The 14,467-nt window shown below is 46.7% G+C and carries 17 protein-coding genes and 2 pseudogenes; 11 read left to right on the top strand and 8 right to left on the bottom strand.

Annotated features, from left to right (window positions below):
* Window positions 1–53: 53 nt before the first annotated feature.
* The 9 genes and pseudogenes from ACFX4O_RS03620 to ACFX4O_RS03580 all read left to right on the top strand — a co-directional run bounded on the left by ACFX4O_RS03620 (window position 54) and on the right by ACFX4O_RS03580 (window position 3,959).
* Entirely contained in the window at window positions 54–413 is a 360-nt protein-coding gene (locus ACFX4O_RS03620) for a hypothetical protein (protein WP_380207335.1), read from the top strand.
* 80 nt (window positions 414–493) lie between these two features.
* Window positions 494–706 carry a hypothetical protein gene (locus ACFX4O_RS03615; RefSeq protein WP_380207334.1) on the top strand — a complete coding sequence of 71 codons (213 nt, stop codon included), beginning with the start codon at window positions 494–496 and terminating at the stop codon, window positions 704–706.
* Between the two features lie 110 nt (window positions 707–816).
* Window positions 817–1,638, top strand: coding sequence for a DUF932 domain-containing protein (locus ACFX4O_RS03610; RefSeq protein WP_380207333.1), 822 nt, complete (start codon window positions 817–819; stop codon window positions 1,636–1,638).
* Window positions 1,639–1,715: 77 nt separating this feature from the next.
* Complete coding sequence (locus tag ACFX4O_RS03605) at window positions 1,716–2,195, top strand: antirestriction protein (protein WP_380207332.1); 480 nt, start codon at window positions 1,716–1,718, stop codon at window positions 2,193–2,195.
* Between the two features lie 10 nt (window positions 2,196–2,205).
* The gene (locus ACFX4O_RS03600) at window positions 2,206–2,439 is read left to right on the top strand and encodes a hypothetical protein (protein WP_380207331.1); all 234 of its coding nucleotides are present in this window, start codon (window positions 2,206–2,208) and stop codon (window positions 2,437–2,439) included.
* Complete coding sequence (gene radC, locus ACFX4O_RS03595; RefSeq protein WP_380207329.1) at window positions 2,436–2,918, top strand: DNA repair protein RadC; 483 nt, start codon at window positions 2,436–2,438, stop codon at window positions 2,916–2,918. The genes ACFX4O_RS03600 and radC overlap by 4 nt, the downstream gene beginning before the upstream one ends.
* Window positions 2,919–2,931: 13 nt before the next feature.
* Window positions 2,932–3,153, top strand: a pseudogene (locus ACFX4O_RS03590) (DUF987 domain-containing protein).
* Between the two features lie 22 nt (window positions 3,154–3,175).
* Window positions 3,176–3,535 (top strand): type IV toxin-antitoxin system YeeU family antitoxin, encoded by a 360-nt coding sequence (locus ACFX4O_RS03585; RefSeq protein ID WP_380207327.1) that lies wholly within the window; start codon window positions 3,176–3,178, stop codon window positions 3,533–3,535.
* A 49-nt stretch (window positions 3,536–3,584) separates the two neighbouring features.
* The gene (locus tag ACFX4O_RS03580) at window positions 3,585–3,959 is read left to right on the top strand and encodes a TA system toxin CbtA family protein (protein WP_380207325.1); all 375 of its coding nucleotides are present in this window, start codon (window positions 3,585–3,587) and stop codon (window positions 3,957–3,959) included.
* 79 nt (window positions 3,960–4,038) lie between these two features.
* On the opposite strand, the gene ACFX4O_RS03575 is transcribed toward ACFX4O_RS03580, so the two are convergent.
* Window positions 4,039–4,494, bottom strand: a complete 456-nt coding sequence (locus tag ACFX4O_RS03575; protein WP_380207323.1) for a hypothetical protein — start codon at window positions 4,492–4,494, stop codon at window positions 4,039–4,041.
* A 3-nt stretch (window positions 4,495–4,497) separates the two neighbouring features.
* The gene (locus ACFX4O_RS03570) at window positions 4,498–5,487 is read right to left on the bottom strand and encodes a glycosyltransferase (protein WP_380207321.1); all 990 of its coding nucleotides are present in this window, start codon (window positions 5,485–5,487) and stop codon (window positions 4,498–4,500) included.
* Window positions 5,488–6,201: 714 nt separating this feature from the next.
* On the opposite strand from ACFX4O_RS03570, the gene ACFX4O_RS03565 reads away from it, so the two are divergent.
* On the top strand, window positions 6,202–7,515 hold the full coding sequence (locus ACFX4O_RS03565) for a hypothetical protein (protein ID WP_380207319.1): 1,314 nt from the start codon (window positions 6,202–6,204) through the stop codon (window positions 7,513–7,515).
* Between the two features lie 206 nt (window positions 7,516–7,721).
* Window positions 7,722–8,873, top strand: a complete 1,152-nt coding sequence (locus ACFX4O_RS03560) for a reverse transcriptase family protein (RefSeq protein ID WP_380207317.1) — start codon at window positions 7,722–7,724, stop codon at window positions 8,871–8,873.
* 278 nt (window positions 8,874–9,151) lie between these two features.
* Here ACFX4O_RS03560 and ACFX4O_RS03555 read toward each other — a convergent pair whose 3' ends face one another.
* From ACFX4O_RS03555 to ACFX4O_RS03530, 6 genes and pseudogenes are all read right to left on the bottom strand, one after another.
* Window positions 9,152–10,969, bottom strand: a complete 1,818-nt coding sequence (locus tag ACFX4O_RS03555) for a hypothetical protein (protein WP_380207315.1) — start codon at window positions 10,967–10,969, stop codon at window positions 9,152–9,154.
* A gap of 1,329 nt (window positions 10,970–12,298) precedes the next feature.
* Complete coding sequence (locus tag ACFX4O_RS03550; protein WP_380207313.1) at window positions 12,299–12,574, bottom strand: hypothetical protein; 276 nt, start codon at window positions 12,572–12,574, stop codon at window positions 12,299–12,301.
* 23 nt (window positions 12,575–12,597) lie between these two features.
* A pseudogene (locus ACFX4O_RS03545) lies at window positions 12,598–12,882 on the bottom strand (dATP/dGTP pyrophosphohydrolase domain-containing protein); the annotation flags it as partial.
* Window positions 12,883–13,211: 329 nt separating this feature from the next.
* Window positions 13,212–13,421, bottom strand: coding sequence for a hypothetical protein (locus ACFX4O_RS03540; RefSeq protein ID WP_380207631.1), 210 nt, complete (start codon window positions 13,419–13,421; stop codon window positions 13,212–13,214).
* Window positions 13,415–13,855, bottom strand: a complete 441-nt coding sequence (locus ACFX4O_RS03535) for a hypothetical protein (protein ID WP_380207311.1) — start codon at window positions 13,853–13,855, stop codon at window positions 13,415–13,417. The genes ACFX4O_RS03540 and ACFX4O_RS03535 overlap by 7 nt, the downstream gene beginning before the upstream one ends.
* Complete coding sequence (locus ACFX4O_RS03530) at window positions 13,846–14,388, bottom strand: HD family hydrolase (protein ID WP_380207309.1); 543 nt, start codon at window positions 14,386–14,388, stop codon at window positions 13,846–13,848. The genes ACFX4O_RS03535 and ACFX4O_RS03530 overlap by 10 nt, the downstream gene beginning before the upstream one ends.
* Window positions 14,389–14,467: the final 79 nt, after the last annotated feature.

Here is a 14,467-nt window from a genome sequence, read left to right as displayed (position 1 = left end):
CTGTCCCCCATACATTCTCTCCCGCATCTTTCTGTTAGAACAAGGAACCCGATATGAAAATCAACCTGAGCTTATTGCCCGTATTGTTTTGCTTCTCCATCCCTGTCATGGCTGCATCAGCCCCGCCGATTAAAGTCGAAACCAGTAACAATATTCACCCTGCCGGAACACGCTACGTCACTGTTGTGGTCACTTCCCTGGATGACAGTATCAACGTTGAAAACATAGACGTGAACCGCGGTAACTGTCGTATCGATAACCAGAAGTACCTGTCTTCAAAAAATAAGGAAACCATTCTGCCTGCTGCCCTGCGCTACGGGCAGTCCGTCAGAGTGAATTTTTATAATAACTGCGTGGCTTCTGAAGTCGTCGTCACCACGGATAAGGGGGGATGGCGTTACACCTACCACTGAGCCACTTTCCTGTATCAGTTTCCTCAAAGAAATCTTCACTCCACCAGAGGGCTGCCGCCAGGCAGTCCGGAGCAAACCCTATGACCTTTCTGAAAATGCTGGTGACGGCCCTGAGCCAGACACTGACCTGGTGCGGCGGACATCAGGCCCGGCAGTATATTGAAATTCGCCTGCGTCAGGCAGGCTACGATGACAGCAGTATTGATACAGCCCGGGAAGCGGTCACGTTGCTGGTCACTGCACTTATCACCGCCCTGATGGCGCAGATACTGAAGATTCTGGATACGCTGTAGTCCCGCCCGACCTATCCGTTCATTGAGAACAACACATCCAGCCCCTGCCTCCTCACGGAGCAGGGGCTTTTGCTTTTATGCCATCAGAGTAATCAGATGAGGAATCAACCATGCGATTAGCCAGCCGTTTTGGTCGGGTGAACCAGATTCGCCGTGACCGTCCCTTAACCCGCGAAGAACTGATGCAGCATGTCCCCAGCGTCTTCGGGGAAGACAAGCACGACTCCAGAAGCGAGAAGTACACCTACATACCCACAATCACCCTGCTGGAGAACCTTAAACGCGAAGGGTTCCAGCCATTCTTTGCCTGTCAGTCACGAGTGCGCGACCAGAGCCGACGGGAACATACAAAGCATATGCTGCGCCTGCGTCGTGCCGGTCAGATAAACGGCCAGCAGGTGCCGGAAATCATCATTCTGAATTCGCACGATGGCGCATCAAGTTTTCAGTTACTGCCGGGGATATTCCGGAGTGTCTGCACCAATTCGCTCGTCTGCGGACAGTCGTTTGGCGAGATCCGCGTGCCACACCGGGGGGATGTTGTCGGGAAGGTGATTGAGGGGGCCTATGAGGTTCTCTGCGTCTTTGACCGGGTGGAAGAGAAACGCGATGCCATGCAGTCCCTGCAACTCCCGTCACCCGCACAGCATGTGCTGGCTAAAGCGGCGCTGGCATATCGTTTTGGGGAGGATTACCAGCCAGTAACCGAAGCGCAAATTCTTGCACCCCGCCGCAGGCAGGACGAGAGCGATGACCTGTGGACCACTTACCAGCGCATTCAGGAAAACCTGCTGAAAGGCGGGCTAAGTGGCCGTACCGCGCAGGGTAAACGTACCCATACCCGCGCAGTAAACGGGATTGATGGCGACGTTAAGTTAAACCGTGCGCTCTGGGTGATGGCGGAAAACATGATGGACCTGTTGGGCAGGTAATCACCCTCAACACGCCACAGCAATAACCCCCGGCCCGACACTTCCATTCAACATCTCCATGCATAAGGAAAATTAACATGACCGACATTATTAATATTAACGATAACAATCAGCGACTTCTGCAGGCTGGCGATAACGGTTCTGCACCTGCTCTGACAGCCACGCCCGTAGCGGACGAACAGCGTGTGGGATTCTGGCCGCAGCACTTTGGCAACATCCCGCAGTGGATAACCCTTGAACCGCAGGTCTTTGCGTGGATGGACCGGTTCTGCGCTGACTACAGCGGCGGTATCTGGAGTTTTTATTCTCTCAGCAACGGCGGGGCCTTCATGGCTCCGGAAACGGACAACGATGCCTTCTGGTCGCTGTTCAACGCCATGAATGGCAACGCCGCATGTATGAGCGCCGAAGCTGCAGGGATTGCGGTCTGTCTTATCGCTTACAGTCATCACGCATGCCGCACGGAATGCGACGCCATGACGGAACATTACTGGCGCCTGCGTGACTATGCGCTGCATCACCCGGAATGCAGCGCCATCATGCGCATTATCGACTGAGCCTCCCGCCATGCCGTATGAACTGTCTCGCCTTAATGCCCTGTGGGATGCGCTGGGGAAAACAACGGTCAGGGAGGAGGACGGAGAGGTTGTGACCGACGAACCCTTCCTGCATTTCCCGACGGGTACCCCTCTCTTCCATATCTGGTCATGGTTTGAATCCCTGCACGACGGGTTCGTCGTTGCCGTGAAACTGTACAACACATCCCCTCCCGACACGTCAACAGACAGGAAAAGCAAATGAATACCACCACGTGTCCCCCCGGCAGCGGGGAAATATCTCCCACTACACAGCGCACCATCAGACGTGCACTGACCTTACTGGAACGCCAGTTACGCGAGCCCGGCGTTGCATTTACCTCCAGCCAGGCGGTCCGCGACTGGCTTCGTCTGCAGCTCGCCACGCTGGAGCGCGAAGTATTCATGGCGCTCTTCCTCGATAACCAGCATCGTCTTATTGCTCATGAAACGCTCTTTACCGGCACCATCAACCATACACAGGTACATCCCCGTGAAGTGATAAAGGCAGCACTGAAACACAACGCGGCTGCCATAGTGCTTTCACACAATCATCCGTCAGGTTATGCGGAACCCGGCAATGCCGACCGGCTGCTCACTGACCATCTGAAGCAGGCACTTAAACTCGTGGATATCTGCCTGCTGGACCACCTGGTCGTGGGAGGCATTGACATCGTCTCGTTTGCCGAGCGTGGCTGGCTTTAGGGAGAGAATAACGATGAAAATCATCAGCAAACGTCAGGCAATGGCGATATACCGCCAGCATTCTGAGTCCCGGCTGTTTCGCTTCTGTACCGGGAAATAAAAGTGGTCCGGCAATATCTGCCATTACCAAGGCAGGGAAGTGCAGGATATCCGGGGTGTGCTGGCCGTGTTTGCTGAACGCCGACAGGACCGCAACGGTCCGTATGTGATCCTGCGCAGCGTCACCCTGAATTAACTCACCGTTAAGGAGTACTTACATGAAGAAAGCAACCCGTGTAATCAACCATAATATCGCGGAACCCTGGTGGGGCCTCAAACGCAACATCACACCGTGTTTTGGTGCCCGGTTGGTACAGGAGGGTAACCACCTGCATTACCTTGCTGACCGCGCCAGCATTGCCGGGACATTTAATGACGCAGATTTACGCCATCTGGACCAGGCATTTCCGGTACTGATGAAACAGATGAAGCTCATGCTGACCAGTAGCGAACTCACGCCCCGCATTCAGCGCTGCATTACGCTCCACGCAAAAGGGCTGATATGTGAGGCCGATACGCTCGGTTCCTGTGGCTATTTGTACATCGTAATTTACCCGACAACTGCAACAACCGCATAAATCCCGGACGCTTTTCCTTCGTCAAACCAGCCAACAAAGAGTGCAAACCATGCAAATACAATCCCTGTCCCCTCAACGGGCGGCATCGTCACGTCTGTCATCAGTCGAAATCTGGCAAAAATTACTGGAGTATCTGCTGGAGCAACACTACGGCCTTACCCTCAACGACACACCGTTTGGCAACGACAGTGTGATCCAGAAGCACATTGATGCGGGTATCTCACTGTGTGACGCGGTGAATTTTATCGTGGAAAAGTACGATCTGGTGCGTACTGACCGTCACGGCTTCAGCGTGAAAGAGCAGTCTCCGTTTATCGGTAGCATTGATATGCTCCGCGCCCGGAAGGCTACCGGGCAGATGACCCGCAAGGGATATAAAACCGTTACTGACATCACAGGTGGCAGATTCAGCGGAGGGAAATAATGACGTTAGCCCTGATCGTTGACGCCGACACCGTCAACGATCAGCCCCTCAGGTGCCAGTACAAAGACTGGCGCTTTTATCAGATCTCCATTAGTTGAAACAGATGTTCGCTCAGACAGCGCGTATGGCGGTAACACCTTAACGGAGATATCCGTCTGAGGTAGAAGAGGGTGTGGCAGGACGCCGCCAGAACATCAGGGGCCGTATCGTCTGTCAGGATGGGGCTTAATTCCGGAGCGTTCAGTAAAATGAAACATTTCTCCGGGAGCATGCCACCGGCATTCCCTTTCGGAAAATAACCGCCCAGATACAGTAACACGGCCAGCAGCCGGAACTGTCGGGTGAGTACCGCTTCGGTATCCCGGTAATGTGCGGCTATCCACAGGCATTCCCGCAGCATAAATCGCCGGGTCCGTCGGGTCAGGTCACCGCCTTTGTCATACCAGCGTTCGACGATATCCCTGGCAGAGCGAACTGAATCGTCACCCGTTGTCGCAGTTTGCCACGATCGTGCCAGAAGCGTTGAGATATCCATGGATTAACGCCGCCCCTGCGAAATGGCTGCGGGAGTATTGCGGACACCTGGCAGATAAATATTGCGGGCCAGCTTCAGGAGGAAAAAGACATCGCTCAGGTTGCTCACGCCGGGTACCAGATGGCGAAAGTCTATCCGCGCACGAAAACGCGCCCGGACCTCCTGCCGGTCACTCACCCTGCGCCGGTACAGGCCCAGAAAGTGACGGCTTTCCACCAGCGCATGCCTGACCAGCGCTCGTCTGACAGACCGGTACTGCATCTGTGTACTGAGTGCCAGAATATCTGCAATCACGTCGCTATAGCTGAACGCGCGGATATCGTAATAATCCGGGCGGTGGGTAATTGACGCCGGGTTATTCACCCAGAAGTAATCCTGTCTGTCAGAGAAATAAAACCGGCCATCTGCGGCGGCAAGCTCTATCGTCCAGAGAATATCCTTGTGGCTTTTCCCTTCCTGGAATCTCAGGTCATGCTCGCGGATATACGCTGAACGGATTATCTGCAGCCACAGGTAATGCGGCCACTCCCTCTGACTGACGCAATGGCGTATCCATTGTTGCCCCGTCAGCGTCTGGCCGTAAGGCTGTCTGCGGTGAACGGTATGCCGCAGATGTCCGGCGCTGTCTGTATGCCGGGCATTGAAAAGGACGACATCGGCCCGTACTTCGCGGGCTGTGCGCAGCCGCTCCTGCAGAAAATCTGCCGAAACCCGGTCATCCGCATCCAGGAACACCACCCATTCGCCACGGTGAATCGCCAGTGCAGTATTACGGGCAGCATACACACCCTGATTTTCCTGGCGAATGAGAATAAGCCGTTCATCTGTAATGGCGCTGAGTACCGTCCATGTTTCGTCGGTTGAACCGTCATTCACAACAATGATTTCAGTACTGAGCGTTGTTTCGCCAAGCAGTGTATGGACCAGAGCTCCGATGCTGTCAGCCGCATTAAAGGCAGGAATGATGACGCTGATATCGATGTTGATTTTCATTGATCAAAGGGAATTTAAACAGAGGGAAGCTTTAGAGTTGTCACCCCATCAGGGGCAATAACCTGCCGGGTAAGAAACATTATCAGGAAGAGCGTTCCGGTGATTTTCGTGCTGGTTTTGATACAACTTGTTTTTCTCTTATTTCCAGGTTAACCACCATCAGACAGTCATCGCAGAATTCTTTATCCAGCCCGAAAATCCGGTCCAGAACGCCTCTTTTCTTGTTACATCTGGCACACCTTTTCATTCCATCACCTGCTGTCGCATTCCCATGCCGTGCCCGCAGGACAAAAGAAGGCCGCCCGCCAGAAGACAGGAAATGAATTAATAAACAATACGTTAAATGAGTTTTTGGGAATTTAGCACAGACACAACCTGGCCGGATAATTCATTTTGCAGATCAATTTTTACCAATCGATCGGTTTAATCGATCATCTTTTTCACTCTGCTTTACGCGCCATTCGTATTCCTGCACACGCTATCAGCGCGATCAGTTTGTTGAACTGGAAAGGATGCACTACCAGTTGGATAGTCAAACCATTCTCAATAACCGACATCATGTGGAAAAAATTATTAACGCTTTGAATGGCAGCTATGAGCGGTGTGCAGGCATGTTGCAGCTACCTGTTGCATAGGGACATGATTCTAGTAATCTGAATAATTCAATAATATAGCAAAACCTGTAGTATTCCTAAATGATGGGTACTGAATAGCATGGAACTTAGCAAAACGACATCTTGTAAAGATAAAGAAAATCAGCCTGATGCGAGAAAACTTGTCTACACTCAACAAGGGGAAAAATGGTTAAATCAATTTGATGAATTAGACCGGGAGGTTGCGAAGCTTCTTCTCAATTCATTGACACTTGTATCTCACACTGAGTTTCGTCGGAACCTTGAAAATCTTATCATGGAGGCTTCAGCAAAAGTTGATGGGCCGGTAGGTCTTTATGCGATAAGAGAATTAAAAAAACAGAACGATGAAGGTTTTTTCTCCACTCATGTTATTCCCTTTTTTGAACAGGCAATTTTAAGTAAGGATGGCAAATCTGTAAACTCCGTCGAAGCCACTTCAGATCAGGGTAGCGAAGCAATCGTTGCACAGATAATTAGACAACTTTCAAAAGCCAACCCTAATAAAATACTTAACCATCCATCTAAAGAACGCCTCCGTATTCATCAGTGTGACTCTTTAATATTTATTGATGACTATATTGGGTCTGGAAGAAGAGTGTACGAGTTTATTGATGCTTTTTGGCGTGATAAAACTATAGTCTCATGGTTGTCAACAAAGCACATTAAAATCCAAGTTGTTGCGTATTCTGCAACAGAACGGGGAATCGAATTGCTCGGGAGTTTGAAAGCAAAACCAGAGTTAATTATACATAGAGATTCGCCAACATTTAAGACTCTTCCAATTAAGGCTGAAAGAAGAGATGCGCTACTTTACCTTTGTGAGAAATACGGACGAAAGGCTCTAAAAAAAAGAAAACATGTTTGGTGGGGTTTTAATAAAGGCATGTCTTCGCTGATTTTTGAACACGGATGCCCAAACAACACCCCGGCAATTTTGTGGGCAACAGAAGACAAAAACGGAGAGTGGATAGGGATTTTTCCAAACAGAACTATTGATAGTACAACTGCATCAGTTTTCCCATTTGAAATAGTGCGTGGTGATGCAGTACAAACTCTTTATGACGTTGGTCAGCTACGATTGGCCAAGTCTGGTGCACTCACTCGCAGAGGAAAGCTTGGTATCCTCATACTTGTGGTATTAGGGTTAGTCGCAAAGGGGCAACGGAAACGTTCGGCTATTAGCTACGCCACAGGGCTAAATCAGAAGGACTGTGATTTGCTTCTTTCAAAATGTATTAAGTGGAAATTTCTTACGCCAGAGATAAGGATTACTCGCCGAGGGCTTTCCGAATTGTCTGCGGCAAAAAACACGTCTGTTTCCCTGAAAAATCCTCTTGCTGTAGGTTCTGACTACTACTATCCTAGGCAACTGAGAGAGACTACATATGACTAGTGTCAACGAGCAACTCTCTACCTTACCTATTGGCCTGATTGAGAGTTGCAACATCATTCGAAGTTGATGTTGGGGTAGGGATTTCCTGAGCCTTATGAAAGAGCCCTCGCTTGGCTGGAGACGGCGCACTCTGCCTCTTCCAGCGTGAGCCTTGGGTCACCAGAGCGCGCCGTCGCCTGCGGCGACATACGCATCGGAGTAGTTGTATGTGGTCCTCTCAAATTTACAAGAAAAAGGGATTAGCCAAGGGATTTTCAGAGTCCCTTCTCATTAAAGCTATAACCCAGAGCGAACTTCTTATTTATTCACAGAACAACTTACCTTCTATTCTGAGTCTGAACCATTTGGCTAAGCGTACTGGCGTTGAATATGAACTGCTTCGTGGTTTTGTTATGAGAAACGCAACCACAAGCGTTGAACGCTTCGAAATTTATAAGAAGTTTTCTATTCGGAAACGATCTGGTAATCGCCGATTTATTCATGTTCCAACTCCGAAGTTAATGCATATTCAACGTTGGATCAGCGAGCATATTCTTGCGAAGCTGCCTGTGCATTCTTCAAGTCAAGCTTTTAAAAAAGGAAATTCAATCAAAAAATGTGCATCTCGTCATTGTGGTGCTAAGTGGCTGATTAAAATTGATATTGAAGATTTCTTCAGTTCGATTTCGGAAATCCAAGTCTACCGAATTTTTAGAACTTTAAATTATCAACCATTAGTAGCTTTCGAGTTAGCGCGTATATGTACTGTCGGCACACATAATGAGAGCCCTAGAGGAGCTTTTCCAAACTGGAAAACATTCAATCCCAATAATGTTATTCCATTCTATAATCAAAAGTTGCTTGGTTACTTGCCACAAGGAGCCCCTACTAGCCCATTCCTTGCAAATCTTATAATGAGTGATTGTGATAAAGCCCTACTAACTCTAGCTCAAAGGAATGGTTTTATCTATACAAGGTATAGTGATGATCTGACTTTTTCAACCACAGATAAAAAATTTGATCGTTCTAAAGCAAAGGAGTTTATTTTTAATGCCTATCAAATAATTTCAAAATACGGTTTTAGGCCACAATATAGAAAAACTACCATAGTACCTCCTAGCAGTAAAAAGATTGTACTGGGACTCAACGTAGATTCGGAGCTGCCAAGGCTTGCGAAACATACAAGAGACAGCATTCGACAACATCTCTACTATTTGGAAAAAATGGGTCCTGTACAACACGCATTCAATCGACAGTTTGATTCTGTATGGGGGCTAAAAATGCACCTCCGTGGCTTAATTGACTATGCAAACATGATTGAACCTGACTTTGCCAAGTCATGCCTCGTGAAATTTTACTCTATCGAATGGCCAGTATAACCTGACCATTTTTAGTGGTCATAATGTTAGAGTTATGTGCACTTCTGATACTGTGCAGTTAACTAATGCATAGACAGATAGCGAAATGAGGGGCGGGCCTCATTGTCATTTGACGTTAATCATTGGTACGTTTTGGCGATGGCTTACTTTTTGTAGATTGTCATACCTCGATGTGTTAGAAACGTCTCCCCTTGATTAAGGATAGCGTTGGATCGACCCGTTGAACTCACAATGAGAGGCAAAACCAGGCAACCAGAACGTTTTCTAAAAAATGTTTTTTAGTTGTCGCAATAAATAATTGGAACAACATTGGCCTCTTTTACAGCATGAGAAAAAGAAGACAAGATCCATAGTAGTTGAATCACATGAGGCTTAACCGATTTTTTTCTACGCAAATTAGTAAACTCCCGTACTATCTCTTTTTTGGATAAAAACGAACAGCTAAGAATGCATTTTCTATGCAACTTAACATCTTTAAAAAGGTCGTCAAGATATTTTTTAATTTTTTTAGTGTCACCTTTTCTTATCTTTTTTATCTTGGTTGGAATTGATTGCTTTTTGTAAATTCCAATATAATTTTTATTAAGTTTGTTTTTTATTTTGGCAGTGAAATCAGTAGTGTTGAAATACATATATCCAAGATTCTTTATTCCCTGACCAACAACGTCATGAAGTTTACTGGCTGATGTGCTTTTGCCACCATGCTTTGAGTGAATAAAACAAATACATGACTCCACTTTGTTAAATGTGATATGGTCTGCCCATTCATTCCCTAAATCATCGCAAAATATGTAGTCGTCCCCACTATGAATGTTTTCCACCACGTCAAACATCGAATCGTTAGGGAATTTATTTATGCCTCTTAAAAGCAAGCCTTTCTCACTTGAGACATTCTTTATATTATCTTTAGGGACAAGCATTTCTAATATGTTATTAATTTCGGATATGCCTGAAGAGTCTTCGAAACAATTACCCATAAAATACATATAGCAAGGGTCAGTAAACGTAATGCTGTAGAAACCATTTTTTAAAATAAAACTTTGCAAAGTTATATCTTTAGAGTTGTATGAGACTTTTATTTTTTTTAGGAAGGTCGAGTCAATAGTCAGTGTTTTGTTGTTTTTCCGTATCCTGGCATTACCAAGCGGTGCTAGGATAGTTAAATCAGGTTTTATTTCATAAACTTTTTCAAGTTTACGAAGTAACCGATTTACTTGTATTTCATCTAGAATACAATCGGTTCCATCAGGTAATTTGTATTTTAGTATGGCATTTTCCGATTGTAACTTTTCATATAATGAAGTGCTTTCTATTAATAAGGCATTTGGTACAGTAGAACTTAAAACCTCACTTAAATCTTTTTGCTTTGCAAAAGAATTGAGGAAATCTTTAACTCCTCCACCTTGCCTTATCAGACAGAGTTGGTTATAAGACCATGTCGTAATTTCATCGAAATTAACTCTCTGTGAAGCCTCTACTAATCGTCCTGAACTAGATATTGTCTTGATTATTGCACCTTGCCTAAGTTTCAAATAGTAAGGTATTGACCTACCAGCAGCATGAGTGGAGTAAGAGCCTTTAAGATCTGCTGACTCTGCAGATCTATTTCTGATTGCCTTGTCTGAATTGGTTATTGTTCTTGTTGCTATTTTTTGGAATAAAACATCAGAATCATTAAAGGTGTCAGCCAATAACTTACTCGAGATTAAATCAAAATTCCTTTCAATATTTTCTGAAATATTGGCGCAGCTTTTCTTTATTATTGCTATGCTGTTATCAAACTCAAGGATTAATATAAAAGCATAAATTTTATCTTGGTAATTCTTTCCCCCTTCGATCTCTCCAATGAAATAAACAGGTCTTAGTGTGGGAAAAATTCGCAATGAATATCTATAAGGGATATCATTTTTAATTAATCTTTTATAAACTCTAAATTCCTCAAATATATAATCACTGCCAGGTTCAATATTATCATCTGAAGCATCCAGGATATTAGTTATTTCAACGTCTGTTATTGTTCTGTTTTTATTATCTTCTGGTATTATTAAATTATAGAATTGAATGTTTTTAGTAAGTTCTAATCTATCAATCATCATAAAACCCCCGAAGGTATCTGATACTTTTTCATGATTGTACATTTTTCTATAAATTACAATGTTAATATTGAGTTATCTAATATGAAGTTGAATGTTTGCTTGTTACTACCATTAATGGTAGGCGTTTTCTATTTGTGATTACGTTTTTGGACAAGATTATCATCTGCCAAGATAAGAATGAGTGATTTTTTATTTAAAATCTGTTAGCAATATCATTATTTTTGATTATGCTACTATCGACAACTGCTCAATGCCATTATTCAAAATGTCAATAATTCCTGCTCTTAAGCCTGCTTGGCCGAATACAGTACTTGGAATCATGATGCTGTGACTCACTACCCATCCTTTATCTTCATAATTATTCGCTTACTACTGTATGATATACTTGGTAAGTCTTGGACTAGAAATACGCAGCATCGAAAGCCTTACTGTCATGTGCCTCAACCCTATTAAAGGCATTTCAACTGTCCCAGTCCTAAACAGACTATAAGCAAGGAGAGGGGCCTTACTCAAAGCCGGGCATAGTTTCTTTTCCAAAATTATTACCAGAAAGGTAAAAAAACTGTCATGTATACTGCTTCATTTAATTTTAATCGAGCATGACAGGCTTCTGTTTCGTGAATGTATAGCTGCATTCGCAAGGCCCGCTCTTGGCACGAAGCAGTCAGGACCCATTGGTATCTGGACCGCTATGAATGAAAATCAGAAACTCCAAAAGTTTTTTCACTACTAATGAGCGTATTACTAATATCATGATGTATTAATTAACGGGTAGTGGGGCGAAGTGGGCATATCACCTTTAAGTGCCCTGGGTTAGTGGAGGGCGATGAGTGCAATCGTCAGCAGACATTATCCTGGGATGTTGGCGGTAAGGTAATTAGTAGCTACAATTCTACCTATTCGAAATCGCTTAAGTTTTCAGCGAAATGCGTTTGGGGGCCTAATTGGGGGCTCCGACGTTTTTCGAACAAATAAAAAATTAGTAATAACAAAGGGAAAGGTTCATCTATTCGAATCCTGTAGGGCGTACCATTACGAATCAATCAGTTAGATGTAAGTAAAGAAAAACCCGTCACGATGTAAGGTCAGGTAACGGGTCAGGTAGAAATTTCAGTACGGCTCGCTTTTATTGCTGCTTACCCAGTCCTCATAAACCTTTTCACTCCACCCCAGAAACGTCCCGCTTGCAGTACGCTCAGGCTTGGGAAACTCCCCACGCTTTGCATACATTCTCCATAAGGTCGGTTTACTCTTTCCGGTTAATTGGCACATGTCTTTCATTGTTAAATATCTTGTCGCCATAATTTCTCCACTACCGGCTGCAACCGGTTATTTCAATCTGTACGCACATGACGAGTAGCCAAACCTGGCGCCGTCGTTACATTTCAAACAAATCACAGGCTCGCTGGTGACCGGAGCCACCAGTTTCATGATCGGGGCAGGAACAAGCACCGGCATTGGAACGCGAAAGACTTGCCGATGCAGCGCGGCAATTTCGTCGGGATGCTCGATCGCAATCTCTTTCCAGTCCTGTGCCTCAGCGCGCCACCAGTTCAGGTCATCGCGCAAACGTCGCAGCCGGCGGAGCTTCAGTTTGCTGGGCATTATGCCTCCTGCTCAGGCGCTGCCTTGATATGCAGTCGCGGCTCACCGTCTTTCGGTTCCGGCCACTGGCGAGCCATGTTCACTTTCAGCTTCTCTTCCATCGCTGCGGTGATTTCTGCGTCGCTTATCCCGGCGCGACGCTGCGCATCCCACAGCAGGAATTGCATATCAGCCCACTCACTTAAATCATCCGGCGCTTCAGCGGCTTCAATGGCTTCTTTCGCAAGGTGTTTAAGCGGGCCAACCGGGCCGACATTACCGAATGCTTTCTGTGACCATTCCGCGTGGCGCTTGCGGATCAGGTTTCGCAGTTGCAGTGATGATCCTTTCTCTTCCGGCACCGTAGCCGCCGTTACAGGTTCGGCTTGCATGTCGCCGCGGCAGGCATCAATGATCTGAGTGGCAACAGCATCGGTCATGAAGTGGCGGCAATTGCCTTTCACCCAAATGTTCTTAACGGTTTCAATCAGATTATCAGGTACTGCCACCGGCGCTGGTGACTCTGCGAAGATGCGCTCTATCACTAAATGCTTGCGCTCAAAATCATCTGGCTCGCGATGATAAACGTAACTCCATTCACCCAGCCCATCGTTACGCTTGCAACGGAATCCAATAGGCTCCCGGCTAAGTTGTGCTGTCATACGGCCTCCCGGCTAATTTTATGACCAGGCGCGAAAGCACGTTGACGGTCTTTGCTGATGCGCCAGCCACAGGCGCGGGCATATTTCGCGCACTGTGCCCATGATTTACCAATGAATTCACCAAAGTCTGGAGAACCCCATTTAAGCGCCCGGCATTTTTCACAATCACAATGGAGGTGCATCTTGTAGTTATCGGCAATCATGATTGTTCCTCCACATCCAGTTTGATGCCAACGGCGGCGCTTGGCGCAAAAACTACTTCTACCGGACAACCTGCCGCACATTGCAAAGCATTCCCACCCACGAACCATAACGTAACATCATGGTCATCAAAGTCGGTTTCCTTGACCTCAAACACCTGACCTTTGACTTTCACAAAATCACCAGCGTCGATATGAACCGCAACAACAAAGCCCGGTTGATTCCTTTTCGAACTAACATCTTCGTCTGGCAACTTAACGCTCACCGTCCGCGCTTCCAGTTCAGCGATCCGCTTAACCTGATCACGTGATTCGCACAACGCCGCAAACTGAACATCCAGGCGGTCAGCCATTTCAGTCATTAGATTCGCTGCTACTGGTGGCAGAGTAGGAACCGTAACACGGGCATCAGCAATCAGTTCTTTGGCATTCAGGCGCATTGGCGTACCTCCTGCAATTCGTTAAAGCGATTCATGAAGAGGGCATAGGCTTGCCCTGGCCGGAGTGGGTTAATCTGGATCAGGTCGGTTGCCGGGATGTTTTCCAGAATTGCCCAGGTGGTACCGTTCTCGATATCCAGATCGCGGCGTTCGGTCGCCAGCATGGTGAGGTCTGCATATTTGACGACAGGCGTATGCTCGCGGGGCAGCCCGAACTTTTGGCGGATCATTTCATCAACCAAATCCTCGATGCGGCGGTAGTCAGGCTGCAGTGCTTTCAGTGGGGCGGGAATGTCCTGCACGTATGCTTCGGCGGCATCGTGCATCAGTGCTTCGAACGCGTGCTCAACCGGCACGATACGGCTACACAGCACCGAGTGCTGCGCCACACTGTAGAATTCCGGCAGGTGACCGTTAAAGCGGCAGACCTTCGACAGTGCATTGGCGATATCTTCAATATCAATGTCGTCGGCGGTGGCCGTCAGGTAGTCAAACTTTTTGCCCGTGTAGGTGCGAATAAAGGTTTCTTTCATTGCGTTGTATCTCCTTTGCACGCTGCAACGCGCAATTTTTGGATGCACGAATCCCTCGCCCGGTGGCGATAATTAAATT

The sequence above is a fragment of the Kosakonia sp. YIM B13571 genome (genome assembly GCF_042788095.1).
GTDB lineage: Bacteria > Pseudomonadota > Gammaproteobacteria > Enterobacterales > Enterobacteriaceae > Kosakonia > Kosakonia quasisacchari.
Note: the sequence above shows the minus strand (reverse complement) of the source record. Positions and strands in the feature narration are given on the sequence as shown.

Excerpts from the sequence above, each read along its gene's own strand:
- ACFX4O_RS03615 (WP_380207334.1), top strand. The coding sequence starts at position 494 with ATGACCTTTCTGAAAATGCTGGTGACGGCCCTGAGCCAGACACTGACC.
- ACFX4O_RS03550 (WP_380207313.1), bottom strand. The coding sequence starts at position 12,574 with ATGCCCAGCAAACTGAAGCTCCGCCGGCTGCGACGTTTGCGCGATGAC.
- ACFX4O_RS03535 (WP_380207311.1), bottom strand. The coding sequence starts at position 13,855 with ATGCGCCTGAATGCCAAAGAACTGATTGCTGATGCCCGTGTTACGGTT.
- ACFX4O_RS03600 (WP_380207331.1), top strand. The coding sequence starts at position 2,206 with ATGCCGTATGAACTGTCTCGCCTTAATGCCCTGTGGGATGCGCTGGGG.
- ACFX4O_RS03530 (WP_380207309.1), bottom strand. The coding sequence starts at position 14,388 with ATGAAAGAAACCTTTATTCGCACCTACACGGGCAAAAAGTTTGACTAC.
- ACFX4O_RS03610 (WP_380207333.1), top strand. The coding sequence starts at position 817 with ATGCGATTAGCCAGCCGTTTTGGTCGGGTGAACCAGATTCGCCGTGAC.
- ACFX4O_RS03560 (WP_380207317.1), top strand. The coding sequence starts at position 7,722 with ATGTGGTCCTCTCAAATTTACAAGAAAAAGGGATTAGCCAAGGGATTT.
- ACFX4O_RS03555 (WP_380207315.1), bottom strand. The coding sequence starts at position 10,969 with ATGATGATTGATAGATTAGAACTTACTAAAAACATTCAATTCTATAAT.
- ACFX4O_RS03580 (WP_380207325.1), top strand. The coding sequence starts at position 3,585 with ATGCAAATACAATCCCTGTCCCCTCAACGGGCGGCATCGTCACGTCTG.
- radC (WP_380207329.1), top strand. The coding sequence starts at position 2,436 with ATGAATACCACCACGTGTCCCCCCGGCAGCGGGGAAATATCTCCCACT.
- ACFX4O_RS03605 (WP_380207332.1), top strand. The coding sequence starts at position 1,716 with ATGACCGACATTATTAATATTAACGATAACAATCAGCGACTTCTGCAG.
- ACFX4O_RS03575 (WP_380207323.1), bottom strand. The coding sequence starts at position 4,494 with ATGGATATCTCAACGCTTCTGGCACGATCGTGGCAAACTGCGACAACG.
- ACFX4O_RS03570 (WP_380207321.1), bottom strand. The coding sequence starts at position 5,487 with ATGAAAATCAACATCGATATCAGCGTCATCATTCCTGCCTTTAATGCG.
- ACFX4O_RS03565 (WP_380207319.1), top strand. The coding sequence starts at position 6,202 with ATGGAACTTAGCAAAACGACATCTTGTAAAGATAAAGAAAATCAGCCT.
- ACFX4O_RS03585 (WP_380207327.1), top strand. The coding sequence starts at position 3,176 with ATGAAGAAAGCAACCCGTGTAATCAACCATAATATCGCGGAACCCTGG.
- ACFX4O_RS03620 (WP_380207335.1), top strand. The coding sequence starts at position 54 with ATGAAAATCAACCTGAGCTTATTGCCCGTATTGTTTTGCTTCTCCATC.